Source organism: Heyndrickxia sp. FSL K6-6286, assembly GCF_038630395.1.
GTDB classification, from domain to species: Bacteria; Bacillota; Bacilli; order Bacillales; family Bacillaceae_C; genus Heyndrickxia; species Heyndrickxia oleronia.
Genome location: NZ_CP152029.1, coordinates 4,178,531 through 4,204,554, shown reverse-complemented (window position 1 = coordinate 4,204,554; position 26,024 = coordinate 4,178,531). Strand labels below are relative to the sequence as shown.

Sequence of the window (26,024 nt, the reverse complement as noted above, 5' to 3'; positions counted from 1 at the left end):
TTATTAAGACCAGCCAATCATTTGGGCGATAACAAGTGTTACAACCGAAATTCCTGCCCAAATGAGGAACAATGGGAAGAAGAAACGAACCCATTTTTGCCATTGAACACCTGCAATCGCAAGTGCTGCCATGAAGTACCCACTTGTCGGATAAAATATATGGGTGAACCCATCACCAAGTTGATACGCTAGAACAGCAGTTTGTCTCGTCACACCAACCATATCAGCAAGTGGCGCCATTATTGGCATGGTTACAAGTGCTTGTCCACTACCAGACGAAATAATAAAGTTAATAAAAACCTGTACAACATACATACCAACTGCCGCTAATGCAGGTGGCAAATCACCAACGAGCGAACCAAGCGTATGAACCATCGTGTCCATAATGTTACCATCTTCTAGTACAACAGCAACTGCCCGAGCCAGCCCAACTATAAATGCTCCCATTAAAACATCTCTAAAACCTTGATTAAAGGCTTCACAAATTTCGCCTAATTTAAGACCGGCAATCATTCCGACGACAATTCCCATGATGATAAATAGTCCTGCCATTTCAACCATAAACCAACCTTTTGAAATGACACCATATACAAGAATGACGAAGAATACAAGCGCTACAACCGCTGCCCACTTTTGCCTTGCAGTGGCGGAAATAGCTTCAGCTTTTCCCACACTAGTATATAAAGCACGCTTTTCCACATCTTCCTCATATACTAGACTACGTGTTGGATCTTTTTTGATTTTCTTTGCATAACGGATAATGAATAAAATAGCTGCCGTAACTGTCACAATAAAAACGATTAAGCGTAATCCAAGTCCAGAGAAAACAGGCAATCCTGATAATTTTTGTCCAAGCCCTGTATTAATCGGATTTAGAACACCTGCTGTAAAACCAACAACAGTTCCACAAAGTGCAATAGCTGCTGCTGTAATTGAATCATAACCCAGTGCAATAATAAGAGGCATAATAACCGGAATGTAAACAAGTGATAATTCTGCTGTACCAATCAATGTTGCTATAACGGCAAACACGGTTGTTAAGACAGGAATGAGCATAATACTTTTATGCGAGAATTTCCGTGCCAGCTTATCAACAGCGACCTCAATGATTCCAGTACGTCTTAGAACCATAAACATCCCACCAATGATAAACGTGAAGAATACAACCTCACCTGCATCAATCAATCCCCGTGGAATCACCGTTAAAAAGTCTATAATCCCAACAGGTGTTTGTTCAACATGATGAAAGGAATTTGGGTCAATCGTTGTCCGACCTTCCGGACCTGGTACACGTTTAAATTCCCCCGCCGGAATGAAATAGGTGGTAATGGCGGCTAGCGCACTAAAAACAAATAAAATGACATAAATATGTGGCATCTCAAATTTTTTCTTTTTCTTTTTTGGCTCCTGTTCCGTGTTCAGTTGCTCTGTATTTAACATGTTACTCCCCCCGGAATGTGTATGATATTACCAAATAAGTGCAAAAAGTACTAAGTCAATCTTGGTATGTACACATTATAAAAAAGAAAACGCTATCTCGGACGTTTTTGTGACAAAGTGTTCACATATAAAACAAAAGGTACACATTCCGAAACGAACTGCACACTTTACTTGTCATTATGTGAATTTATTTGCACTTGGGAGATGAATGCAAATATTAGGATGAAAGTTTATATGGAGTTGTGAACGGGAACGGGTTCGGGGTAACGAAAGAGTGTGAATGGATCCGCAAAAGAAGAAAAATCGGGGGTTCCGGTAACTAATGTGAGCGAATGGATCCCCAAAGGGAGCAAAACCCGGGTTCAGGGTAACGAAAGAGAGGGAATGGTTCCCCAAAGGGAGCAAAACCAAGGTACAGGGTAACGAAAGAGAGAGAATGGTTCCCCAAAGGGTGCAAAACCCGGGTACAGGGTAACGAAAGAGAGAGAGGGAATGGTTCCCCAAAGGGAGCAAAACCCGAGTACACGGTAACCAAAGTGAGTGGATGGATCCCCAAATGGAGAAAAACATGACCACTGTAACGGGGATATATGAAAACAGAAGTGCAACTAAAAAAAACCTTAATCATTTTGTAAGTAAGGGCTAAAAACCTACTTTTAAGTCTACTTCGACTAAAGGGATAGATTACTTTAACAAGGCATTAACTAAAGAACAGATAAATAATATGAAGTAATTCGATGTACTGATTTAAGGAGGCTCAATTTATATGGTAAATTGGGGGCAAATTAGAGAAAAAGGTAAAAGGCGAATTGTCCTATTGTATGGAATCGTCTTATCAATACCGTTGATACTTGACTATTATATAGTTAAATATCTTCTTAAATCGTTCCGACTAGACTTTACTTTTGTTGAATTTTTGATTGTTTCGATCTTTTGTATTTTTTTAGGTTTCATACTTGCTTTACTTATTTGGCATAGGATGGAGAAAGATTGGTCTAACACCAATTCCTTTTTTAAGAAGCGGGGATAGATTTTTGCCAAGGTGGCAGGTTTTTTGAATAAAGACCTAGAAGAAGTAGTATTAGATGAAATAAATTAGTAGATATGGAGATAAAACTATGAGGATTCGTGAAATTAAAGAAAAGGACAATCAAACAATAGAAAAAATTATTAAGCGTTCTTTGGAATCATTTAACTTAAACATTCCAGGAACAGCCTATTTTGACCCTCAACTAAGCAATCTAACACAATTTTACAAGGAGCAATCAAATGCAAAGTATTGGGTTGCAGTGAATGAAAAGGATGAAGTGTTAGGCGGTGTGGGTATTGCTCCATTTGGACAGAAGACGGGAATTTGTGAGCTGCAAAAGCTTTACATTACCTCCGAAGCTCAAGGCATGGGTTTGTCGAAAGAGCTGATGAAAGTAGCACTCGACTTCGCTAAGGAACATTATACTCACTGTTATTTAGAAACATTGAAGAAACTACAAGTTGCCAATCTCCTTTATATCAAATTAGGTTTTCAACAACTTGAAAAGGCACTAGATGGTTCTGAGCATAGTGCTATGGACGCTTGGTATATAAAGGAATTATCGTAAACTAGTAGAATACATATATGATTTTGCAAGATTACTCTCCAGCTAAATAAAGATTTTTTTGATAGCTGTGGATGGAATATGAGATCTTGTAGCATTACATGGAAATGAGAAAAAACACGATTATAAAAGTAGAATTATAGATCAATTATAGGAGCACTCTTTTTATAAGGGATGCTCTTTTCTTAGGGGAAGTAAATGGACAAGGATTGAAACTTGTTCGAGATATAAAGGTTGTACAATTGATCTTGATTCAAATATTACCTGGCTTTTTACTACTATTCTATTTTTAGAGAAAAATAAAGTGATTATAAATATCAATATGGCAAGATTGTAAAGCTATTGAAGGTAAACAGCTCTTAATACTTAATCGCTAGCTAAAAAAGGCTTCAATAAAAGCCCTTATTTAGCTAGCATTTTTACAATCATAGATAAGCGTTTAAGACCATCGTGTATTTCTGGAAGCGGAGCAAATGAATAGGAAATTCGTAGATATTGTTCAGCATGATGATCATAAACATTTCCTGGGTTTAGTAAAATTCCTTCTGAGAGTGCGATTTCAAATAACTTTCTCATGGGAATTAACGGTAACAAACGCAACCATATGTAAAATCCTCCAGTGGGTTTTTGCCAAACGGCTAGATCGGAAAAATACTTGTTCAAAGTATCTAAAGTAAAATCTCTTCGAATTTTCAGTTGTTCTCTTACTTCATTTAAATGTTTAGAGTAGAATCCGCTTGAAAACCATTCTACAGCAGCCCACTGTGATAAAGAACTAGAACCGTAATCGGTTTGCATTTTAATATCTGCTAAATGCTCAACTACTGGTTCTGGACCAACAATCCATCCAATACGGAGACCAGGACTTAAAGATTTAGATAAACTTCCCAAATAAAGTACAAGGCCATTTTTGTCAAAAGACTTAATTGGTTTTGGTAAATGTTCATCAAACCATAGTTCTCGGTAGACATCATCTTCAATCAAAGGTAGTTGTTCTTGTTGACAAGTATCCAACAATTGTTTCCGCCTGTCCATAGTCATTAACGTACCCGTTGGATTATGAAATGAAGGAATGGTATAGAGTAAAGCAGCTTTTTGTTGTTTTTTATATTGTTTAACAAGCTTGGCTTGAATTCCTTCTTTATCCATAGGGATACCCATTAAACGCATACCTGCTGACTGGAAGACATTTAAAGAATGAAGATAGGATGGTTTTTCTGTTAATACGGTAGAACCCTTATGTAATAAACCAACACTGATAAGCTGTAGAGCTTGTAATGCACCGGATACAATTAAAATAGAAGAAGGAGAAGCATAAATCCCAATTGTCTTTAAATAGTTGGCTATCTGTTCTCTTAATGGCAGCAACCCCTTCGGTTCTTCATATCCATAAGAAATTTCTCTATTTGCCAATTGATGAAATATTTTTTTCATTGCCATGCTCGGAATAAGATTTGGTGATAATTCTCCAGTTCCAAGACGAATGATGTCAGGAATAAATTCAGCTTGATTTATTTCTTGAATCGTTGGCAAATTTGGCTTGTGAGTTCCTACCTTTACATATGAAGTCCAATCGGGAGGAGGCGTGGTTACTAATAAATTCCAAGTATTATTAACCACTCTGGTTCCACTGCCGCTTTTTCCTTCAATTAGTCCTTCAGCTATTAATTCATCATAGGCAGTTACAACTGTACTTCTATTTACTCCTAACTCTTTTGCTAAAGTACGTTGAGGAGGGAGCTTATATCCTATCGTCCATTCACCATTTGTTATTTTTTCCTTAATAAAATCAGTGATCTGCCTATGTAAAGGTACCGACGATGATTTATTTGGTTTCCAATCGGTTGTAAACATCAAAACGTTCTCCTCTTTTTGTTTCAATTATATAACTTGGTTGGTTTGGGTTCCATCCAATTGGTTGGAGACAAAGACAATATTTCAACTACAATTGACCTTGGAGCATAAATCGAAAGGGGAATTTTGTATGATAGAACCATTTATTCATGGGTTTATTCTTTCACTTGGATTAATTCTGCCACTTGGTGTCCAAAATATTTTTATTTTTAACCAGGGCGCTATGCAACCTCGATATATGAATGTATTACCAGTCGTTATAACAGCTTCTCTATGTGACACCCTATTAATTTTAGTATCTGTTTTAGGGGTTTCCTTACTGATTTTAGGTTCATTTTGGTTTAAAGTTATTTTAATTGGGGGAGGTGTTATTTTTTTAGTCTATATGGGATGGACTACATGGAATAGTAAACCAAATAATCAAAGAAATGCAGATGTAAATAGATTTTCTTTAAAGAAACAACTATTATTTGCGGCATCTGTTTCTTTATTAAACCCACATGCAATCATGGACACTGTGGGGGTAATAGGAACAAGCTCAATAAAATACCATGGAGTTGAAAAAGTAATATTTGCTTTTACCTGTATTATGGTTTCATGGCTTTGGTTTATTGGACTTTCACTACTTGGTAGAGTCATAGGGAAAATTGATAAATCTGGAACCTTTTTGTTGGCTCTGAATAAAATATCTGCCATTATCATGTGGGCGGCAGCAGTGTATCTTGTTTTTTCTTTAATTAAGATATAACGGTAAGGGTCATTCAACAGGATATTACGATAGATATTTTCCTACTTTAAAATAAAAGGGGATCATGTACGATAGTAGAAATAAAGTAAAGATATTAAAAATACAAGAGGAAATAAAATGTTCGGTCAGTGGTATGTCAATGGCCGCTTAATCAATGATTGTAGAAAGGAAATAAGAATTGAAATTAGAACGTTTGATATCTATCATATTCAAGCTCTTAAATAATGAAATTTTGTCAGCTTCAAGTTTAGCTGATGAATTCCAAGTATCAACGCGAACGATTTATAGAGATATTGAGGCGATTTGTGCGGCAGGAATACCAGTCGTTTCTTACCAAGGTACTAATGGGGGCTTCGGTATTATAGAAGGATACAAATTTGATAGGAGTTTAATAGGTTCCTATGACATATTGAACCTCGTCACTGTATTAAGTAGCTTGTCAAGTATTTTTGAAGATAAGGAAGTTGAACATACGATAGAAAGATTAAAAATGCTAGATACAAGTGGAAACAATAGAACTTTGTTAGTTGACTTAGATAGCCATAGAGCAGAACCGAATTCTTTAATGGATCTGCGAAAAGCTATTCATGAAAAAAGAGTAATTCGCTTTGATTATGTAAGTAATAAAAATGAATTTACATCACGTGAATTAGAACCTGTTCACCTTCATTATAAGTATCGCAACTGGTATTTATATGGGTATTGCAGAGAACGTCAGAATTATAGAGAATTTAGAGTATCACGTATGATGAGTATAATTTTGACGGAGAAAACGTTTTTTCAAACTCACGAAGGGAAAGAAGATTCAACTTATTTAGTTGACAATCTAGAAGGAGTTGAGGATGTAGTAATTTGGGTTAATTCTAATTCTTTAGCAGGAGTATTAGATCAATTCCAGAATTCTGCAAAAGTCATGAACAGTGATGGAAGTATGACAATTACATTATCTGTTTATCAACCTCTACATGCTAGATGGCTTAAATCAATTCTTTTAAGCTTTGGTAGTGGAGCTAAAGTTATAAAACCTGTGGAACTGCAATCAATTATAAAAGATGAGGCAAAAAAAATAATGAAAATTTATGAAGATATATGACAATCTGCTGTCATATATCTTTTTTTATAATACGAGTATCAAGTTTTGAAACCAAGAAGCTAAGGAGTAGATGTTAAATGAATCATGCAAAAAATATGTATAAGTACCATGTTTGGGCTAATAAGGTGTTATTAGAAAGAATAAAAGAACTACCAAACAATGTCTTATATGAAGAGGTAAGTAGTTCATATCCAAATATTGCTCAAACGTTTAGTCATATCTATGTGGTAGATGTTATGTGGTTACAAGTACTTAAAGGAATGGATATGCAAGAGGCGTTGGAAGCCTCTATGGTAATTCTAGAAAAGGCTAATTCCTATTCATTAGACGAGTTTGTTAAGTATTTTGAAGAACTCGCTTTACAGTACGAAGAATGGATGAATAGCCAAAATGATTTAGAACAAAAAATTAATTTGAACAATCCTTGGTCAGGAGCTAGAGAAACTGCATACTCAGAAATTTTATTTCATGTTGCTAACCATGGTACGTATCATCGAGGTAACATAACAACTATGTTAAGACAACTGGGATACGCTTCGACAATGAATGACTTCTGTTTATATTGGTATCAGAGTTAAGGCAAATTGTACTTCAAATGAAGGATAACTCATTTATGAGAATACAATAATTTAAGTCGATTCCTTAGTGTATAGGAATTCGACTTTTTTAGGTTGAAATTCGCTTGTTGTAAAGATTTCCGAGGTTCTGATGTTACCCCTAATATAAGTTAAACTTCCCCCTACATCACAAATATTTGTTAAAACTATGCCGAATATTTTTAACCTACTTAGAAGAAGTAAGAGTTGGAGATCTAGTGAGGATCAGCAGCTCTTTTTTTATTCATAGAAGCATTTTCTGAAAGAAGGAGATAAATCAATTATAGATAAATTATAAGTAATAGCTAAATTTGTGAGAGGTGAAACTCAATATGGATAAAGATAGATATTATTTAGAAATAGCACTTAAAGAGGCGGAGCAAGCTTTGAAGGGGAATACTTATCCAATTGGAGCTGTTATTGTTGATGAGAGTGATAATTTAATTGCAAAAGGGAGAAATCGCGTTCATTCAAATCAAGATGCGACAGCCCATGCAGAAATCGATGCTATTAGAAATGCTGGTCAAGCCATTTTAAATGCGAAAGTTAAACGAGAAAAATTTACAATATATACAACCTTAGAGCCATGTCCAATGTGCACAGGTGGTATATTGTTCGCAAATATAAAAAAAGTGGTATGGCTATTAAATGATGATTTAGGCTTTGGAGGGTACAGAAAAATAAAAGCAGCAAATGTCTTTGAAGAAAGATTTGATGAAGTCGATATAATTGAGGAACCTTTCGAGGACTTAAAAAAGAGACAAGTGGAGCTAATGGAAAAATGGGCAATCAATCCGAATAATGTAGTTCATTTAAGAAAGGCATTAAATAAGTAATTTATTATGGACTGCTTTGACAGTCCTTTTTGTTATCGTTCTTCAACTTGTTCGTTCAGAAGAATGTTATCATAGTCTCTTGAGATTTTTTTCAATTCTCTCAAATGTAAACAGTTATCTATTAGATTATGTATCCATATTTTCAAGGACAGTATCTCCCTTTATTTTGCTCATCTATTTTTTACAAGAAGATAGACTTTATTCATAAAAAAACTCATATTAGGCACTATGTTTTATCAAAAGTTAAGAATTCTTAAGGATTTTTACTCCTTTTTCTTCAGATTTGGATTTTAAAGTAGGATTATCAATTCAAATCAATGGAGTGATTATCAATGAAGCGATTGTTTTTCCTATTTCAATATATAGTTAATCCTAGAACAGTTGGTGCAATACTTCCTAGTTCCAAATTTCTTGGAGATAAAATGGTAGAAAGAATTAATTTTGCGAAAGCTAAATACATTATCGAGTATGGACCAGGTACCGGTGTATTCACAGAGGAGCTGCTCGAAAAGCGAAACCCAGAGACCATTATTGTATTGGTGGAATACAATAAGGAATTTTACTTACTTTTGAGAGAAAAGTTTAAAATGGAAAAGAACTTATTCATTATAAATGGTTCCGCAGAAGATATTCATAATTATTTAAAGGACTATCATATTCCTTATGCAGACTATGTTATTTCTGGTCTTCCTTTTGCAAGTTTGCCAAAAAACATTTCCCAAAAAATTTTAACAAATACCACTAAAATTTTAAAAAAGGATGGAGAATTCATTACTTTCCAATACACTAAATGTAAAAAGGCTTTTATTGAACAGTTTTTTACTAAAATTCATGTGAATAGAGAGATTAGAAATTTGCCACCAGCCTATGTCTTTAACTGTTCTAATCCACAAAAGAATATGGAGGGATAATATGGAGTCTAAAATTCTTATTGTTGATGATGACAAAGATATTAGAAATCTAATTTCCGTTTATTTAGAAAACGAAGGTATGCGCACTCAAAAGGTTGAAGATGCTATTGAAGCTCTAAAACTATTGGAAAAAAGAGAGTTTGATCTCATTATATTAGATATAATTATGCCGAACATGGATGGAATAGAAGCATGTATGAAGATTAGATAAGAAAGAAATATGCCCATTATTATGCTTTCGGCAAAATCGGAAGCTGTAGATAAAATTCAGGGACTAGCTTCTGGTGCAGACGATTACTTATCCAAACCATTTAATCCCTCCCCATAAGTGGAATGCTGGTGATTACTATGATAAAAAGAGATTTTAATGTTAAACTGTTAGGTATCTTTTTCGGAAATGAGTTGGATTTATGCAAGAATTTACGATTAAAGGCAATCAAGGGTTTATCCGAATGGAACTACAAAAGGCTAGTGATTTTCTACAGAATACAAACCAATGTGGTGGATATGATGCTGAAGGGATTGTTGAAATTAAGAGTGGAAATTATTATGTATTAGGCAAAACCTGGTTTACCACTAGTGAAGTCTATGAATTTTATAAGCAATTAGATCATTGTTATAGGAACCTTAAAGGGAAGGCTATTTTTTGGAATTATGAAGCTTCTCTCAAGATAGAAGTTATATTTTATCAACTTGGTCAGGTCGTTTTAAAGGGTTATTATAAAGAACAAGCATACTTAGATAATGAATTGCTATTTGAAATAGAAAGTGACCAAACTTTTTTACCACCAACAATAGAAGAACTTAAAAGGTTTGTTGAGCATTACGGTCATTAAAAGGGAACATCAAGCAGGGGCATTCCGTTAATAAGGAACGCTCTTTTTTTATTCAAGTAGAGGTAAGTTTAATAGGTAATTCATTTTAATGGGGATTTTTTTACTCTTGACCTTAGAGTTTACTCCAATGTTATGGTGTATGTACTGGAGGGTGGTTAATTTGCAAATCAAAGATTTTGCTAACAAATATTCTATTCAAGCTGATACAATTCGTTATTATGAAAAAGAGAACATATTGAAACCAAAAAGACGTGAAAATGGTTACCGGGAATATGATGAAGAATGTGAAAAACAGCTACAACTTATCATGGTATTAAAGCAATTAGGTTTTACAATAAAAGAGATTCAACAATTACTTATATTAAGAGACGAATCAATATCAACAGAATGTAACAATTCAACAGTATTGTTATTAAATCAAAAAATAATGAAACTTGAGGAAAAAATTCAGTTTTATCAACAAGCATTAAAAGTAGTGCAAACCGTTAAAGAACTAGTAAATGAGGAGAAATATTTAGAAAACAAAGAGGTTATCGAAGATTTGCTAGTAGAATTTTTCAAAAGTATTTATAAGAGGGGAATATCATGACTATTAATCAAATGGTTCGTATTGAAAACGGATTTGCCCTTGCCATTTCTTTTTATATTTATATACAGCTAGACTTTCCAATCTGGTTGTTTTTTGTACTTTTACTCGTTCCTGATATTACAATGATTGGTTATGCAATTAATAATAAAATAGGTGCAAATATTTATAATTTTGGACACAGTTTTATTTTACCCATACTTTTAGCATTAGGTTACTTATACTTTTCAAAGGATTATTTACTAATCATATCTATCATCTGGTTATCTCATATATTTATGGATCGACTATTTGGCTTTGGGTTGAAATATCAAGATTCTTTTAACAAAACACATATACAAAGGCTTTAATTGATTCGTACCTTGATAGAAAATTGTTTGTGTAATCTACATATTTGTTTATACCTAAAAGAGAGCGTTAATCGAAGATGAACTGCACCTTCAATTGTTAAATTAGTGACTAACAATTGGGATGCAGTTCAATGAAGGATTAATGCTTTTTTTTGTTGAATATATTTACCTGAGATTGATTGCGGGAGGAGGAAAATAGAAAAAAGCTTTTTCAATTTATTAAAAGTGAGGGGATGTATATGCCATCTAATTTTTTTGAAGGCGGGTTACATGGGGAAAATGCTCATGCTGATCCGTTGGAGGTGTTTGAGGGTTTACAGTGGGATACAGCTGGGGTAAAACCTGCAAACTGTCCATATTCAGTGTGGCAGGTTCTAAACCATATGATTTTTTGGCAAGATTTTTATCTTACCTACCTTAAGGGAAGTGTACCTGTTCATCCAGAACATGATGAAGACTCATGGCCCGTTGAGATAGCCCCGTCAAATGAAACCGAGTGGAGTGACGCTATTGTTCAATTTAGTAAGGGTCTACAGGAAGCTGAAAACGAAGCAAAAAAAGACTTAAATGAAATGAAGGATACGAAATTGAAAAGGACTCGTGGTGTCATTTTAGCCACGCTTATGACGCACAACAGTTATCATACCGGACAGGTAGCACTGATTCGGCGAATAATTGGAGCATGGCCACCTCCATCTTGGTGATACTTCGTTATAATTTTTAGGTTGAAAGTTAAACAGGGGACGCGTTTATCTAGAAACGTGTCTTTTTTATTTTGGCTTTTTTCTCATACATTTTTGTTATTTAAGAGTAAAGTTTGAATAAATGAGCGGTAATCTAACAGAGCGATTGATTACCGATAAGGAGGAAAAAGGGTGAGCTCGGTAACTAAAGGGAGTGATTGATTACCGAGAAGGAGGAAAAAGGTAGTGCCCGGTAACTAAAGAGGGTGTTTGATTACCGAGAAGGAGAAAAAAGGTAGTGCAGGGTAACAAAAGCGAGTGATTGATTACCTAGAAGGAGAAAAAAGGTAGTGCAGGGTAACAAAAGCGAGTGATTGATTACCGTGAAGGAGGAAAAAGGTAGTGCAGGGTAACAAAAGAGAGTGTTTGATTACCGATAAGGAGGAAAAAGGTTGTCTTCGGTAACCAAAGGGAGTGTTTGAATACCAATAAGGAGGAAAAAGGTTGTCTTCGGTAACCAAAGGGAGTGTTTGAATACCGATAAGGAGGAAAAAGGTAGTGCCCGGTAACTAAAGAGGGTGTTTGATTACCGAGAAGGAGAAAAAAGGTAGTGCAAGGTAACAAAAGCGAGTGATTGATTACCGAGAAAGAGGAAAAAGGTAGTGCAAGGTAACAAAAGCGAGCGATTGAATACCTAGAAGGAGAAAAAAGGTAGTGCAGGGTAACAAAAGCGAGTGATTGATTACTGAGAAGGAGGAAAAAGGTAGTGCAGGGTAACAAAAGCGAGTGATTGATTACCTAGAAGGAGGAAAAAGGTAGTGCCCGGTAACTAAAGAGGGTGTTTGATTACCGAGAAGGAGAAAAAAGGTAGTGCCCGGTAACCAAAGGGAGTGTTTGATTACCGATAAGGAGGAAAAAGGGAGTGGATAATTTTTTCATCATCTATTTTTCATTTTTAAAGTAAACGCTCCTATCCTATTAAAAAATAAGGAATTTATTTTTTATTTGTTAATAATTTAATGTAAATTATCAACTATATATATTATGATTAATTCGTTAGTACAAGGAAGTACCTTATTAAACGAACGAATAAGTTGAACTTTAAACACGATATGGCTGTGAGTATTGTAAATAAAGTAAAGCTTGAAACAGATCAGTGCAAGGAAAAAATATCTCCTTCAGTAGGATTCTTAAAACAGATCTAATTTCTAATATACTCTCTCAATAAGTAGAGGCCATATAATAAAACGTTAAAAATTATACAATGATTCAGTAGAAGGATCTTTCTTTGTAATGCAAAGAAGTTAGGGGGAATTAGTTTGGATAATAAAAATAATGCATTAGTAATTGTAGATGTACAAAGAGCTTTTGATGATAAAAAATGGGGAGAACGAAACAATCTAATGGCAGAGGAAAACATTTGTAGGATACTAGAATTATGGAGGAACAAAGGTTGGCAAGTAATACATATTCAACACAAGTCCGATAATCCTAATTCTGTTTTTCATCCGGACAATGAAGGATTTGCTATAAAAGAATTGGTTGCGCCTATTGAAGGAGAAGTTGTTATAAACAAGAAAGTTAATAGTAGTTTTATTGGTACAAATTTAGAAGAGTTTCTCCGATTAAATGATATTACGACAGTGGTAATAACTGGTTTGACTACCCCACACTGTGTATCTACAACTACAAGAATGAGTGGGAATTTAGGTTTTAATACATATCTTATTTCAGATGCAACAGCAGCGTTTGGTATTACCGACCAAAATGATAACTACTATGATGCCGAGACGATACATAATATCTCCCTAGCAACTTTAAATGAAGAATTTGCTACAATACTTACAACAGAGCAACTTTTAAATAGAGTGTAAGATGAGTAGTTCTTTGTTTAGGTAAGGTGAACTCATATTCCACAATCTGGCCATAACTGTAAATAAAATAGATAAATACCACCTGAATCGAAATATATTAACTATATGATTCAGGATTTTTCTTTTTAGAAGACCTCAAGAGTACTTATCTAGTGTTTATTCGAATGAACGGATCAAGTGGAAGACTAAAGCTGCTTTATTTCTTAGAACAATCATCACTTATAGGCCCATTTTTTAAGCAGTTCCCCTCTAAGTGTATTCGTCTTGATTTACTTTCTCAATATTGCACTTAACCTAACAATAGGATATTGTTGTATTCGGCTATATGGTTTATCAACTTAAACCAATAAACTAACTATTGGAGGTATTATACTGAATGAATAAACAGGACCAACTAAATGTGATCAAAGAGGATTTTATTAATTGTCAAAAAGTATTGTTGGCAATTGGTGACGAAACACGTCAGTCGATCCTGTTAGTTCTAATGGGGACGGATTGTCAAACAGGATTACGTGTAGGTGAAATCACTGAACAAACACATCTTTCTCGACCTGCTGTATCCCATCATCTTAAGGTTTTACGAGATGCCGGTATTGTTTTTATGCGTAAAGAGGGGACAAAGAACTTTTATTATATAAATGTACGTACAGAATTAAGTTTATTAAGAACACTTGTGTTGGATATTGATAAGTTCATGCAAAGCTTTTATGGAAATGATGGAATCTAAACACATATGATTTGGAGGTATAGCTTATGAGAGCAATGGTTATCGATAGGTATGGGAAATTTCCAATGAGATTGGCAGAAATGCCCACACCTGAAATTGGTGAATATGAGGTACTCGCAGAAATTCATGCAGCTAGTATTAATCCGATTGATTTTAAGCTGCGCGATGGGAAAGTAAAATTGCTAGTTAAATATAAAATGCCTCTAATCTTAGGGAATGACTTTTCTGGTGTCGTTGCAAAGGTTGGCGCCAAAGTCACTCGTTTTAAAGTCGGTGACGAAATATATGGCCGTCCACGTAAGAGTAAGATCGGTACTTTTGCTGAATATATCGCTATTCATGAAGATGATATCGCCTTAAAACCTAAAAATTTGAGCTTTGAGGAAGCAGCATCGATTCCATTGGTTGGACTAACCTCCTATCAAGCCCTAACAGACATTTTACAATTACAAAAAGGACAAAAAATCTTAATTCAAGCTGGGGCTGGTGGGGTTGGTACCTTTGCTATTCAACTGGCTAAATTAATGGGAGCCACTGTTGCGACGACTGCCAGTGAAGCAGGGGCTAATTTAGTAAAATCTCTTGGTGCAGATGAAATTATAAATTATAAGACGGAAAAATTTGAAGAGATACTGAAAAATTATGATGCCGTATTTGATACACTTGGGGGCGAGATACTCGAAAAGTCATTTGAAGTGATAAAAAGCGGAGGAAAAATTGTCTCCGTATCGGGATTACCGAATGCTCGCTTCGGTAAAGAATATGGTTCCGGATTTTTTAAAACTATGTTGTTTTCAATGGCAAGTCATAAATTGACTGCGCTTGAAAAAAAGTATAATGTTCAATATACGTTTTTGTTTATGAAACCAAGTGGAGAACAATTACGTATAATCGCAAACTTTATTGAGACTGGTAAAATAAAACCTATCATTGATAGAGTTTTTCCTTTTAAAGATGCTCAAAAAGCGATGGAATATGCGGAGTCAGGAAGGGCGAAAGGGAAAATAATATTAAAAATTAAATAGTTATGAAACGAAGCAAAAAAATGTGCTGAATAATGCTCCATAAAAAAAGCGTATTTTTTGTATGCTTCTACACAATAGAGTGTGAATATTCTAACTTAAACTATTGGGGCATTCCTTTAGTAAGGGATGCTCTTTCTTTATTAAAAGGAATGGGGCGATTTTGTTTAAGATAGATTGAATAAATAAGTTTAAGGAATATTTATAAAGGGGGATTTTACTTGGGTTTTGAGTACTTTATTCTTAATTCAATACCTGCAGTTGATGTTTTAAATGGAATTTTGGAATTACATAAAGATATATTCGGTACTTCTGACGATTTGATTAACAAAATGGCAAGCAAACCTCAATTATTAGTAATTACTGCAATGGATGGCAAAAAAGTTATTGGGTATAAGATTGGATATGCAATTGATAATAATAAATTTTATAGTTGGTTAGGTGGTGTGGATCCTAATTACAGAAAACATGGGATTGCTTCCATGCTAATGGAAAAGCAGCATCAATATTTAAAGGAAAATGGCTATAAGGTTGTTCAAACAAAAACAATGAATAAATGGCGTAATATGTTAATTTTAAACATTAAAAATGGTTTTGATGTAATAGATACTTATACGGATAAAAAAGGCTTACATAAAATTATACTTGAAAAAAATTTACTCAACTAAGATGGTTAGAGCTGAATAACAATAGTTAATCAGCTTTTTTTATGTGCTAAAGGGTTAGTTCATATATTTGCGGATTATTACTAATTTGACATGAATTTAATGCTTATAAAAAAATTACAATTCTCATTTAACTAATCGTTCGTAAACCAATTCTTTTCAAGAGAAGGTATAGTGGGTATTCAAACTATAATTTGGATACCCACTTTTTTTATTTAAGATATTGTCCCAAAAAATGCACCTAAAGCAACGGTTGCTAGGGTTAAAGATTCAGTGAAGATCCACAGCTCTTTTTCTTCTTCATTTAATTGGCTTTGATTCAGAAAGGGATCGAAGTGTTCACATAGGAATTTCATTTACAATTCGCTTAAATTATAATAAAGTTGTAATATTTAGAATAATCCTATTATCTTTCTACTAACAAATAGTCTAATTAAAGAAGGTAATGCTTAACGTCTATAATATCGTTTGTTTATAAATTGTGTGAGGAGTTTTGTAAATGCTTAAAAATAGCAAAATTATAGTAACTGGTGCGGCTTCTGGAATCGGAAAAGAAATTGTTAAGCAATGTTTAAATGAAGGTGCTGTAGTAATAGCATGTGATATTAATGAAGAATCTTTAAATGATATAAAACGATCAATAGATGTCCGAAATGTTTTGCATACATATCAGTTAGATGTAAGTAGGTACGAAGAGGTTTCTAGATTCTTCCAATATATAGAAACAGAACATCCAGAAATAAATGGGTTGGTTAATAACGCTGGAATTTATTTAGCCAAAAATATAGTGGACTATCAAATTGATGAAATTGATAAAGTCCTAGATATAAATGTAAAGGGATTCGTTTATTTTTCGCAAATGTTCGGCAAGAAATTGCTTCAAACTGAGCGGCAGGGGGTGATAGTAAATATGTCTTCAGTCTCAGGTATTGAAGGTAGCTCAGATGCGATATATGGGTTATCAAAAGCTGCCATACTGGGTTTAACTAAGAGCTGTGCAATGAACTTCTCACCGTACATCCGAGTGAATGCGGTTGCTCCTACGATGGTTAATACTCCAATGATGGGCGTCATTCCTGATTGGAGGAAGGAGGAATATATAAGTCACGAACTCATTCATACTCCTGTAATGCCTGAAGATGTTGCTGATACTGTCGTCTTCTTATTATCAGATAAGTCCAAGCATTATACAGGTGCAACATTTGATATTAATAATGGTTGTTATCTAAGATAAATCTAGTTTTTAACAACTCTGTTGTTGATTTTGAGAAAATTAAGCAACTATTTTAAACACCGTTCGAATTGCCAAACGATGATCTGCATTTATTGCAAAGAAATTAAATCATTTTACTATCATCACATATGAGGCCCCTTTTCTAGAACCAAACTAAAGGGGCAGGTTCACTCAACAAGCATTAGCTTTAACCTCTTGTTGTTTCTCTGAATTTAACATCAATTATTTGTTCCGTTTTACTATCAAATAAAATATCGACAAATACACCAAATTCTTTGTTGTTTTGCTTTAACCATAATTTGAATTTTTCTAAAGAGGTATCCCCTTTCTTGTCACTCCCAATATGAAGATAATCAATAATCTTTGCTTGAGGATACTTTTCTTTTGTCTTTTGTATAGCAATTTGGCCCCATTTAGCATAAGAGGGGATAGGTTTCTGTTGTGCATACGTTGTATTGATAAAATTGTTTAGAAAGAAATTATGAGAGCTAAAAATTACAGTTATGAATAAACAAATTAGCAGCTTTTTCAATAAACATCCTCCTTTGATCTTTTTTATCTTGGCTTTAATAAAAACAATTATGCGGAAAGAATGATCACTCCCAAACCTAAGATGGTTAGAGTTGAATAACAAGAGTAAATCAACTTTTTGGCTAGATGAATAATTTTCATTTTCTTGTATTCCACAATCGGGGAAGATTAGTTCAATAGGATTTACTTGAAAATTACAAATGTTACAATTTAGGATGTGTATCTCAATTGGATCGATTTTGTTTAGGAATGATAACATGGCTAAATTATCAAAGGCATACTTTTGCCTAATTGCAGTGTTCTTACAGGAATTATAGTTGTGAGTATGCTTCGTAACGGAGAAATAAATTGGGTAGTAACTGGTACTACATTTATCCTTTCTGTTTTAGTGTTTTTTGCTATATTGCTTACTCGTTTGGAACCCAAAAGAAAAGGCACTAAAAAAACACGGCGTTAGTTAAACAAGAATAAGCCCCTTTGAATTGAGATGGGACTTTTTTAGCTCTTTTTTCTAATTTGACTATTGAATAAATATGTTTATATAATATATACATTAAGATAATAAATACTAATGTCCTATGATGAGGAATAGTAATTAAATATAGCTTCAATACAGAGAGTTAGGGTAGTTGAGAACCTAGCAAGAAGAAATTTAATGAATGGACCTCGAAGGAACAAGGTGAAATCTTTAAAGAGAGTATCTAAGTGGTGGGCTGCACCTTATAGCAGATAGAGTATGTTAGTACTTGATGATGAGTGGTGTAATTTTGTCTATTAATTAATTACACAATTTAGGTGGCAACACGGAAATGATCTCCGTCCTATTAATTTAGGGCGGAGTTTTTTATTTTTTTAAAATAAATATGAAGGAGAGAGAACATTGAAAAAAGAAATTTTGTTAACAGGAGATCGACCTACAGGTAAACTTCATATTGGGCATTATATAGGTTCCTTGAAAAATCGAGTTAAATTACAAGACCAATACAATAGTTTTATAATGATTGCAGATCAACAAGCATTAACTGATAATGCAAGAAACCCTGAAAAAATTAGAAACAGCCTTACTGAAGTAGCGTTAGATTACTTATCAGTAGGTATCGATCCCTCTAAAGTAAATATCTTTATTCAGTCACAAATTCCAGAACTTAATGAATTAACGATGCATTACCTTAATATTGTTACAGTTTCTAGACTTAAAAGAAATCCTACAGTTAAAAATGAAATTAAGGAAAAGAATTTTGAAGAAAGTTTACCTGCTGGATTCCTTATTTACCCAGTTAGTCAAACAGCAGATATTACAGCTTTTAAAGCGACCGTCGTCCCAGCTGGGGAAGATCAAATACCTATGATTGAACAAGCCAGAGAAATTGTTAGGAGCTTTAATTCTATATACAAAAAAGAAGTACTACTCGAACCCAATGTATTACTTCCGGAAAAAGGTTTAGGGAGATTACCTGGTATTGATGGTAAAGCAAAAATGAGTAAATCATTAGGTAATGCAATATACCTTTCGGACTCCCCAGACATTATTAAAAATAAGGTTATGTCAATGTATACAGATCCAAATCATATAAGGATTGAAGATCCAGGAAATGTGGAAAATAATACTGTCTTTTCATACTTAGATGCATTTTGTTTAGATAAATTACATTTAGAAGAAATGAAAGAACATTATAGAAGGGGAGGTTTAGGAGACGTAAAAGTGAAAAAATATTTGAATGATATACTTCAAGCAGAATTAGAACCAATTAGAAATAAAAGAAACTATTATGAACAACATTTAGATTTTGTATTTGAAGTATTGAAGAGAGGCAGTCAAAATGCACGTTTAGTAGCAGCAGAAACACTTTCAGAGGTGAGAGAAGCGATTGGAATTAATTATTTTTAAATAATGGATAAATTTTTTTTGATGGTTTGTGAATACAAAATTAACATATAGTGAATGAATACACTTAATTTGCTACTGAATATAGTGAGAGAAGGGTTTTTTATCAATCTATATTTTCAAGCTCAACATCAACATTCATCCTGGTAACTGAAACTAAATATCTGTTGAAGATAAAAAAACTACATATTTATTGTTAAATACAATAAATATGTTTCATCGCACATAATATGTTACTACATACAAAAAAAGTCTCCTCAAAAGCACTATAATACCAGTGTTTTTGGGGAGCTTTTGATTGTTAAACAGTAAAGTCATGAAAAACTAAACCTTACATCTTATAACAGTCGATGTATCTGAATACTGTTAATCCAACAGAAACAACAATTAATGAAGAAGCCACCATAGCAAATTACCCATAACTTTCCACCCCCCTGAAAAAAGTTTGATGTAACGAATTAAATAATTCTATAAATTCCTCTACAATCCTCCTGTCTATTTTGAATTTTTAGAAAATAATTATAGTTTGATAAAAAAGATTGATCATATAAAACAAAGTTCGGTTATTTAAAAAAATATTGATAATTTATAATCAAGTTTGATTAATATCCGGTTTTTACAGGACTTTTTTCTTTAACTATAGTGGCAATTGAATTTAATAAAGAAAATGATTGTTTATGATGAAATTTCCTTAAATGGTAAAATGAGGATGAAATATTGTTTATATAATTATGGAGGGGGATCTGCTCGTGAAATCGATTAAGGTTTATCATTATGATGCTTTTAGTATAGAGCCCAATAAAGGGAATCCAGCAGGGGTTATTTTAAATGGAGATGACTTAACGGACGAGGAAATGCAGGAAGTTGCTCTAAAAGTAGGGTTTAATGAAACTGCTTTTCCAGTTAAATCTAATATTGCTGACCTTAGGATACGGTATTTTACACCAGGTCACGAAATGAACCTATGTGGACACGCAACAATCGCAACTGTATATGCTTTAAAAACGAGAGGATTATTAGGGGATAAAACAAATTTTACAATCGAAACAAAAGCAGGAGTTTTACCAATAAAGATTGATTCAACTACTGATAATGATACATATATAACTATGAAACAAGCTTCACCACAGTTTAAAGATTTTAAAGGTTCTAAGGAAGACTTAGCTAACTCAATAGGAATAAACAAAGTGGATATTGAAGAGGCATTACCGATTTTATATGGAAGTACAGGTACTTGGACACTTTTAATTCCAATAAAAACACTTGATGCATTTAAGAAAATGAAACCAAATAACAAGTTATTTCCTTCTATATTAAAAGAAATGCCAAAAGCATCAATTCATCCGTTTTGTTTAGAAACCTATGATTCGGATGCCGATATGCACGCCCGACACTTTTCTTCACCTTTCTCAGGTACTATTGAGGATGCAGTTACGGGAACTGCTTCTGGGGTAATGGGTGCATATTTTGCAAAATATATAAAAAGAGATTTTGAAGAATCACTAAACCTTGTTGTAGAGCAGGGGCAGGAAATTGGTAAAAATGGTCGGGTAATGGTACGAGTTTCTAATAATGAAGATAATTATGTCATAGAGATAACTGGAAATGCAGTCTTTGTTAAAGAGTTCGATGTTTTAATAGAAAAATAGTAGTTTGTGAAGTAACTTACTTAGATTATCGGGGGCTTTGGTAAAAGGAGAGAAGGCTGCGGCGATCACCTTTTCTTATTGTGCTATAAGGGCAGCCTAGGTTAACAAGAAAACATTCTGGAATTACTGTGCATTCTATTCGTACAAAATATATTGGCTTGGTTTCAAATTTTCTAAAAGGCTATTTTTGTATGCTCTCTACCTGGAGGATAAATAATTGGTTAATCTTATTTTGGTGTCTAAGGAAAATAAACATATTTTGGAGAATATGTATCAGTTTTATAATTATGATTTTAGCGAATTTACACAGGAAGATATAAATAGGCAAGGATTATATGATGTGGATTTAGAGTATTTCTGGCAAGACCCACGATGGAATCCTTTCTTTATAAATCACGATGGGAAAATTATAGGTTTTCTAGTTGTTTTTTTGAAAACGATGATGTTGACCCTGACCCGACACATGTAATTTATGACTTTATGATTCTTAAGAATTATAGAAGGAATGGACTAGGAAAAGAGGCAGCTTTAGCTTGTAAGAATTACGGATTTGAACAATTAAAATTAAATAGGATGGTCTCATTGCCCGATGTAAACAATATTCCTTCAACTAAAGTGGCTGAACGGATTGGTATGCAGGTGATGAAAACTATAAATAAATGGGGAAAAGAAGTATATGTTTATTCTGTCGCTATTTAAAATCAATATCTTAAAAGAAGTAAGTGAAAAATTACACTATAAACTATAGGTGCTTTCTGAAGAAGAATTAAACAACTTTATTATTCATTTTGAATGTAAACACCCTTATATAAATAGATATTTTATGATCACTTAGCAGATTGTCATTTAAAATAAAGTTCGAAAATGATAAAAAAGGTTGATAATCTGTAATAAAATTTGATTAAAAGTCCTGTATCATATACAGGACTTTTTTGGCGATTAGACCACTTAATGGATAAAATACAATAAATAAATTGGATATTTATGCTAAAATTGAGTGGGATTGTAATGAAATGTTCTTAAACAAAAATAGTCAACTAGAGATATGGAGGCAAAGCAAGGGGGAGAAGTAGTATGTTTATCGTTAGAACAGCTATTTTGTGGATGATTATATCAATTATCATTAATGCATATTTAATGACATTACCCATACCTATTTTTCGAAAAAGAGATTATCCAACTAACTATCTAATTAAACGAAATAATAGAATAGATTTACAAAACAATAGGGAATGTGCAGCATTTTCAACGGCATATGTGTTGCGTCATTTTGGAATGGAGGCCGATGGTGATGAGTTATATACTAATTTCCCTAGTAAAATGAAGTCGGGCAATGTATATCCAAAGGGAATTCGTACGGTGTTAAGAGAAAAGGGATTTAAAACAATCTATTATAAAGGAAATATTAATTCATTAAAGTACGAGGTTAGTAAAGGAATTCCTGTAATTGTTTTTATTAAAGTACATAAAGATCGTAATAATTTGCATTTTGTTCCTGTCGTAGGATATGACACTGAGTATATTTACCTTTCGGAATCATTAAGTCAACTGGTGAATTGTAATGATGATAATAAGAGCTATAATCGAAAAGTTCCCATTAATGAATTTAGGAAATTATGGAATGTGAAAAATGTTAATATGCTTTTTTATAGCAATACATATATTACCGTAGACGTCATACAGAGCTAATATTAATGATGAAGAGTTTTATCTGGATACAAGGTGAAAAAATATCGAAAATTATTGGAATCTTATTAGTTTTCAATAATCTGGAACCGATAAGATCACATTATTGAACAAACGATGCAGTTTAGTTTATAATCATTTACTTAAAAATTACAAAATGTTACAATTGCGGGAATATATTTGAATTGGATCAATTTTGTTTAGGAGTGATAACGTGGCCAGAAAATTCAAAAGCATATTTTTGCCTAATCGCGGGTGTTCTTGCAGGAATTATAGTTGTGAGTATGCTTCGTAACGGAGAAATAAATTGGGTAGTAACTGGTACTGCATTTTCCCTTTCTATATTAGCGTTTTTGGTTATATTGCTTACTCGTTTGGAAATCCAAAAGAAAAGGCATTGAATAAAAGGGTGCAGTAGCTAAAGAGAACATTTTAATTTTTAAGTGACAAAAACTTCTATAAATCAGAAAAATGGCGTGTAAAAGCTGTTCAGTTCGCACGCCATTTCCATTGTCAATTATATGATATGCCCCTCAAAACGGCATCTTTAAACAAGGAGATCATTGAAATGATTGCCTTTTTCTATTCAAAAGTTCTGATTTTATTTTTTGAATATTACGTCATACTAATTTAGATAGAGGATAGATAGAAACTATTAAGCTAGCGGGTAGGATAATTTAATAAATGCTTAGGAGTTGTCAAAATGATTGAACATAAAAAATTTCCGAATTTAGAAACAGATAGGTTGTTATTGCGAAATATAACTAATGAGGATGTTGATTTTATTTATAGGCTTTTTAGTGATGAAAGAGTATGTGAATTTTTATATGATGAAGAAATATATATAAGTAGAAAGGATGCAATAGAGTTTGTTGAGTGGAATCATGATCCAGAAGAAAAGGGACACAATCGTTGGGTATTAGTTAAAAAAGGTGCTAACAAAGAACAAATTGGAACTTGTGGATATGATAATTGGGACAGAATGAACAATATTGCGGAAATAGGCTATGATTTATGGCACGAATTTTGGGGACAAGGATATATGAAAGAAGCATTAATTAGTGCAATTGAAAGTGGATTTAATCATATGAAATTGAATAGAATTAATGCTTATGTTGCTTTAGATAATGTCAACTCTATGAAGTTATTAGAAAAACTTGGATTTGTAAATGAAGGAGTATATAGAGATAAGCATTTATTTAGGGGGAAATATTATGACCATTATTCCTTTTCCTTGTTAAAAAGAGATTGGAACCAACAATAAGGTATATTAAATACCGAACTAACGAACTCAATTAGGGGGGGATGATTATGAAATATGAGAAGGAAGTTCTTTACTTTTATATGATTTTGGTTACAATCGGAACCGTACTTATTGCTTTAACAACACTGAGATATATGTCTAATGTAAATGATTCTAGTGGATACTTAATACTTTTTGGATTAATATTTACGATTAGCTATATCAATTACTTAGAAAAAAAAGCAGGAATAAGTAAAAAAGTCATTTGGATTAGAAATAGTGTGTATACGGTTTTAGTTATTTCTTTAACATATTTCTTATATTTTTAATAGATTCTTATTTAACTAAAGGAGTGTTAATCGAAGAAGGATTAATGCTTTTTTTGTTGAATCTTATAATTGAGCTTTATTAGCAGGGTGACTGAAGCATCATTTTTAAATCAAAAAATTACGGGAGGAGGAATTTAAAATTTTAAAACCTGGTCAAAATAGGCGGTGTGAGATTGTAGTTTGGACAGAAAATACCGATTTTTGGATTACGCCTAAGTCCTATAAATATTAGAGATAATTGTCTCGCGCAATGTAACTATTCCAATTTTAGGAGGAAAAAAATGAATGAGTTTTTAGCAGGGATTGATGATCCTTTTCAAAGAGAAAAAACGGAAGAAGTGTTTAATTGGATAAAACATAAGTATCCACATTTAAAGACTGAAATTAAATGGAATCAGCCGATGTTTACTGATCATGGTACATTCATAATCGGCTTTAGTGTGTCTAAAAAGCATTTAGCCGTTGCCCCTGAAAGTGTAACAATAACCCATGTAGAGGATGATATTGTGAAAGCTGGATACGACTACACCAAGGAGTTGATTCGAATTCCATGGAATAAACCAGTTGAATACTCACTACTAGAGAAAATGATTGAGTTTAATATTTGGGACAAGGCAAATTGTACGACTTTTTGGAGGAAATAAAAGTACAAATATATTTTGAAGCTGTTGTTGCTTTTATGCGAATAGGAAGGGGTTGGCCTAATGAGCATCTTAAAAGATACGTTGTCGATTTTCAAAAAGAGAGAATTATCATTTTTAGAGTGCCATAAAGAATCAGAAAACGTTTATACTTTTTTATTTGAAAAAGATGTTGATTTATCCTGGAAAGCTGGGCAACATGGCTTGTTTAATATTATTCATAGGAAAATTAAAAATCCTACACGACCATTTACTTTTTGCAGCTGCACCATCTGAAAATATTGTAAGAATCACAATAAAAATTGATGAAAATCCAAGTGAGTTTAAAGATGCGATGTTAGAGCTGAAACAGGGAATGAAAATTAGCATGAGTGGGCCAGTAGGGGGCTTTTATTTAAAAGAAAATATTCCATCACTCTTAATTGCCGGTGGTATTGGTATTACACCATTTAGATCATTATTTAAGCAACTAGAAGAGGAAGGGGATAGCATCAGGAAACCAATTCACCTACTCTATATGGATAGCAAAAAGTCATTTTTGTTTAACGAGGAACTTGATGCAATTGCAAACCACCCTTCAATTAGTGTAACTTATCTTGATTCTAGGGATGGCTTATATCAAGAAATAGAAAAGTTCACATCTTTATATGATAACAATAACAATAGCAAATACTTTATTGCAGGACCAACTTCAATGGTAAATTCAATTGCTTCCTATTTGCAAAATAATGGTGTCCTAAAAAGGAATATTAAAAAGGATGTTTTTTACGGTTATAAATAATAATTGAATACTAGAATAGGGATAATCAAGTTATCAAATGAAAGTGGGATTTGTATGAAGAATGGCCTCTTGAAAAAATGATATGCCCAGAGCTGGCCAGCTAAAAAGGACAAAACATTATTCGGAGGTCATACAAAGAATTATAACCAAAATCATAAAATAGCTCAAATGACTTCTAAAACCTTGATAATTGGAAATTGATATTGCCAAACATCATCATGTAGCTAGT

At 33.2% G+C, this 26,024-nt stretch carries 26 protein-coding genes, 1 pseudogene and 1 other annotated feature; of the genes and pseudogenes, 24 read left to right on the top strand and 3 right to left on the bottom strand.

What is annotated here, in order from left to right:
* Positions 1–3 precede the first annotated feature (3 nt).
* Positions 4–1,440, bottom strand: coding sequence for a YfcC family protein (locus MHI39_RS21220; RefSeq protein ID WP_236036693.1), 1,437 nt, complete (start codon positions 1,438–1,440; stop codon positions 4–6).
* A 1,118-nt stretch (positions 1,441–2,558) separates the two neighbouring features.
* Here MHI39_RS21220 and MHI39_RS21215 point away from each other — a divergent pair.
* Positions 2,559–3,038, top strand: coding sequence for a GNAT family N-acetyltransferase (locus MHI39_RS21215; RefSeq protein ID WP_058006576.1), 480 nt, complete (start codon positions 2,559–2,561; stop codon positions 3,036–3,038).
* Between the two features lie 399 nt (positions 3,039–3,437).
* On the opposite strand, the gene MHI39_RS21210 is transcribed toward MHI39_RS21215, so the two are convergent.
* On the bottom strand, positions 3,438–4,889 hold the full coding sequence (locus tag MHI39_RS21210) for a PLP-dependent aminotransferase family protein (protein WP_259547630.1): 1,452 nt from the start codon (positions 4,887–4,889) through the stop codon (positions 3,438–3,440).
* A gap of 130 nt (positions 4,890–5,019) precedes the next feature.
* Here MHI39_RS21210 and MHI39_RS21205 point away from each other — a divergent pair, with 130 nt between their 5' ends.
* From MHI39_RS21205 to MHI39_RS21135, 15 genes and pseudogenes are all read left to right on the top strand, one after another.
* The gene (locus MHI39_RS21205) at positions 5,020–5,637 is read left to right on the top strand and encodes a LysE/ArgO family amino acid transporter (protein ID WP_342540131.1); all 618 of its coding nucleotides are present in this window, start codon (positions 5,020–5,022) and stop codon (positions 5,635–5,637) included.
* Between the two features lie 178 nt (positions 5,638–5,815).
* Positions 5,816–6,730: a YafY family protein gene (locus MHI39_RS21200; protein ID WP_342540130.1), complete on the top strand. Its 915-nt coding sequence runs from the start codon at positions 5,816–5,818 to the stop codon at positions 6,728–6,730.
* 77 nt (positions 6,731–6,807) lie between these two features.
* Positions 6,808–7,308, top strand: a complete 501-nt coding sequence (locus MHI39_RS21195; RefSeq protein ID WP_342540129.1) for a DinB family protein — start codon at positions 6,808–6,810, stop codon at positions 7,306–7,308.
* Positions 7,309–7,658: 350 nt separating this feature from the next.
* The gene (locus tag MHI39_RS21190; protein ID WP_342540128.1) at positions 7,659–8,162 is read left to right on the top strand and encodes a nucleoside deaminase; all 504 of its coding nucleotides are present in this window, start codon (positions 7,659–7,661) and stop codon (positions 8,160–8,162) included.
* A 332-nt stretch (positions 8,163–8,494) separates the two neighbouring features.
* Positions 8,495–9,073 carry an rRNA adenine N-6-methyltransferase family protein gene (locus MHI39_RS21185; protein WP_212944196.1) on the top strand — a complete coding sequence of 193 codons (579 nt, stop codon included), beginning with the start codon at positions 8,495–8,497 and terminating at the stop codon, positions 9,071–9,073.
* 1 nt (position 9,074) lies between these two features.
* A pseudogene (locus MHI39_RS21180) lies at positions 9,075–9,392 on the top strand (response regulator); the annotation flags it as partial.
* A gap of 91 nt (positions 9,393–9,483) precedes the next feature.
* Complete coding sequence (locus MHI39_RS21175; protein WP_058006585.1) at positions 9,484–9,909, top strand: hypothetical protein; 426 nt, start codon at positions 9,484–9,486, stop codon at positions 9,907–9,909.
* Positions 9,910–10,069: 160 nt separating this feature from the next.
* On the top strand, positions 10,070–10,498 hold the full coding sequence (locus MHI39_RS21170; RefSeq protein WP_071977761.1) for a MerR family transcriptional regulator: 429 nt from the start codon (positions 10,070–10,072) through the stop codon (positions 10,496–10,498).
* Positions 10,499–10,500: 2 nt separating this feature from the next.
* Complete coding sequence (locus MHI39_RS21165) at positions 10,501–10,845, top strand: DUF4260 domain-containing protein (protein ID WP_169793008.1); 345 nt, start codon at positions 10,501–10,503, stop codon at positions 10,843–10,845.
* A gap of 239 nt (positions 10,846–11,084) precedes the next feature.
* A complete protein-coding gene (locus tag MHI39_RS21160; RefSeq protein ID WP_259547615.1) occupies positions 11,085–11,549 on the top strand; it encodes a DinB family protein in 465 nt (154 codons plus the stop codon).
* 1,298 nt (positions 11,550–12,847) lie between these two features.
* Complete coding sequence (locus MHI39_RS21155; RefSeq protein ID WP_071977763.1) at positions 12,848–13,402, top strand: cysteine hydrolase family protein; 555 nt, start codon at positions 12,848–12,850, stop codon at positions 13,400–13,402.
* 376 nt (positions 13,403–13,778) lie between these two features.
* On the top strand, positions 13,779–14,129 hold the full coding sequence (locus MHI39_RS21150) for a metalloregulator ArsR/SmtB family transcription factor (RefSeq protein WP_278890841.1): 351 nt from the start codon (positions 13,779–13,781) through the stop codon (positions 14,127–14,129).
* Positions 14,130–14,155: 26 nt separating this feature from the next.
* Entirely contained in the window at positions 14,156–15,154 is a 999-nt protein-coding gene (locus tag MHI39_RS21145; protein WP_259547611.1) for an NADP-dependent oxidoreductase, read from the top strand.
* 218 nt (positions 15,155–15,372) lie between these two features.
* Entirely contained in the window at positions 15,373–15,819 is a 447-nt protein-coding gene (locus MHI39_RS21140; protein WP_235849813.1) for a GNAT family N-acetyltransferase, read from the top strand.
* Positions 15,820–16,315: 496 nt separating this feature from the next.
* On the top strand, positions 16,316–17,050 hold the full coding sequence (locus MHI39_RS21135; protein ID WP_259547605.1) for an SDR family oxidoreductase: 735 nt from the start codon (positions 16,316–16,318) through the stop codon (positions 17,048–17,050).
* 187 nt (positions 17,051–17,237) lie between these two features.
* Here the strand turns inward: MHI39_RS21135 and MHI39_RS21130 are convergent, their stop codons facing one another.
* A complete protein-coding gene (locus tag MHI39_RS21130) occupies positions 17,238–17,582 on the bottom strand; it encodes a DUF3889 domain-containing protein (RefSeq protein ID WP_071977770.1) in 345 nt (114 codons plus the stop codon).
* Positions 17,583–18,150: 568 nt separating this feature from the next.
* Positions 18,151–18,408: a binding site (T-box leader), on the top strand.
* 53 nt (positions 18,409–18,461) lie between these two features.
* Between MHI39_RS21130 and trpS the strand changes: the two genes are divergently transcribed.
* The 8 genes from trpS (at position 18,462) to MHI39_RS21090 (ending at position 25,795) form a co-directional block, all read left to right on the top strand.
* The gene (trpS, locus tag MHI39_RS21125; RefSeq protein ID WP_259547602.1) at positions 18,462–19,469 is read left to right on the top strand and encodes a tryptophan--tRNA ligase; all 1,008 of its coding nucleotides are present in this window, start codon (positions 18,462–18,464) and stop codon (positions 19,467–19,469) included.
* Positions 19,470–20,215: 746 nt separating this feature from the next.
* Positions 20,216–21,115, top strand: coding sequence for a PhzF family phenazine biosynthesis isomerase (locus MHI39_RS21120; protein WP_342540127.1), 900 nt, complete (start codon positions 20,216–20,218; stop codon positions 21,113–21,115).
* 372 nt (positions 21,116–21,487) lie between these two features.
* Positions 21,488–21,814: a GNAT family N-acetyltransferase gene (locus tag MHI39_RS21115; protein WP_342540126.1), complete on the top strand. Its 327-nt coding sequence runs from the start codon at positions 21,488–21,490 to the stop codon at positions 21,812–21,814.
* Positions 21,815–22,189: 375 nt separating this feature from the next.
* Positions 22,190–22,804 (top strand): cysteine peptidase family C39 domain-containing protein, encoded by a 615-nt coding sequence (locus MHI39_RS21110; RefSeq protein WP_071977569.1) that lies wholly within the window; start codon positions 22,190–22,192, stop codon positions 22,802–22,804.
* Between the two features lie 700 nt (positions 22,805–23,504).
* Positions 23,505–24,065, top strand: a complete 561-nt coding sequence (locus MHI39_RS21105; protein WP_216386037.1) for a GNAT family protein — start codon at positions 23,505–23,507, stop codon at positions 24,063–24,065.
* Between the two features lie 47 nt (positions 24,066–24,112).
* Positions 24,113–24,373, top strand: a complete 261-nt coding sequence (locus MHI39_RS21100) for a hypothetical protein (RefSeq protein WP_342540125.1) — start codon at positions 24,113–24,115, stop codon at positions 24,371–24,373.
* A 281-nt stretch (positions 24,374–24,654) separates the two neighbouring features.
* The gene (locus MHI39_RS21095) at positions 24,655–25,017 is read left to right on the top strand and encodes an iron chaperone (RefSeq protein ID WP_071977573.1); all 363 of its coding nucleotides are present in this window, start codon (positions 24,655–24,657) and stop codon (positions 25,015–25,017) included.
* A gap of 196 nt (positions 25,018–25,213) precedes the next feature.
* Positions 25,214–25,795, top strand: coding sequence for an FAD-dependent oxidoreductase (locus MHI39_RS21090; protein WP_342540123.1), 582 nt, complete (start codon positions 25,214–25,216; stop codon positions 25,793–25,795).
* Positions 25,796–26,024 lie beyond the last annotated feature (229 nt).

Bases quoted from the DNA above. Each gene is read 5' to 3' on its own strand.
- MHI39_RS21110 (WP_071977569.1), top strand. From the start codon at position 22,190: ATGTTTATCGTTAGAACAGCTATTTTGTGGATGATTATATCAATTATC.
- MHI39_RS21135 (WP_259547605.1), top strand. From the start codon at position 16,316: ATGCTTAAAAATAGCAAAATTATAGTAACTGGTGCGGCTTCTGGAATC.
- MHI39_RS21220 (WP_236036693.1), bottom strand. From the start codon at position 1,440: ATGTTAAATACAGAGCAACTGAACACGGAACAGGAGCCAAAAAAGAAA.
- MHI39_RS21175 (WP_058006585.1), top strand. From the start codon at position 9,484: ATGCAAGAATTTACGATTAAAGGCAATCAAGGGTTTATCCGAATGGAA.
- MHI39_RS21105 (WP_216386037.1), top strand. From the start codon at position 23,505: ATGATTGAACATAAAAAATTTCCGAATTTAGAAACAGATAGGTTGTTA.
- MHI39_RS21160 (WP_259547615.1), top strand. From the start codon at position 11,085: ATGCCATCTAATTTTTTTGAAGGCGGGTTACATGGGGAAAATGCTCAT.
- MHI39_RS21090 (WP_342540123.1), top strand. From the start codon at position 25,214: ATGGCTTGTTTAATATTATTCATAGGAAAATTAAAAATCCTACACGAC.
- MHI39_RS21100 (WP_342540125.1), top strand. From the start codon at position 24,113: ATGAAATATGAGAAGGAAGTTCTTTACTTTTATATGATTTTGGTTACA.
- MHI39_RS21115 (WP_342540126.1), top strand. From the start codon at position 21,488: ATGGAATCCTTTCTTTATAAATCACGATGGGAAAATTATAGGTTTTCT.
- MHI39_RS21095 (WP_071977573.1), top strand. From the start codon at position 24,655: ATGAATGAGTTTTTAGCAGGGATTGATGATCCTTTTCAAAGAGAAAAA.
- MHI39_RS21185 (WP_212944196.1), top strand. From the start codon at position 8,495: ATGAAGCGATTGTTTTTCCTATTTCAATATATAGTTAATCCTAGAACA.
- MHI39_RS21150 (WP_278890841.1), top strand. From the start codon at position 13,779: ATGAATAAACAGGACCAACTAAATGTGATCAAAGAGGATTTTATTAAT.
- MHI39_RS21210 (WP_259547630.1), bottom strand. From the start codon at position 4,889: ATGTTTACAACCGATTGGAAACCAAATAAATCATCGTCGGTACCTTTA.
- MHI39_RS21190 (WP_342540128.1), top strand. From the start codon at position 7,659: ATGGATAAAGATAGATATTATTTAGAAATAGCACTTAAAGAGGCGGAG.
- MHI39_RS21205 (WP_342540131.1), top strand. From the start codon at position 5,020: ATGATAGAACCATTTATTCATGGGTTTATTCTTTCACTTGGATTAATT.
- MHI39_RS21215 (WP_058006576.1), top strand. From the start codon at position 2,559: ATGAGGATTCGTGAAATTAAAGAAAAGGACAATCAAACAATAGAAAAA.
- MHI39_RS21195 (WP_342540129.1), top strand. From the start codon at position 6,808: ATGAATCATGCAAAAAATATGTATAAGTACCATGTTTGGGCTAATAAG.
- MHI39_RS21145 (WP_259547611.1), top strand. From the start codon at position 14,156: ATGAGAGCAATGGTTATCGATAGGTATGGGAAATTTCCAATGAGATTG.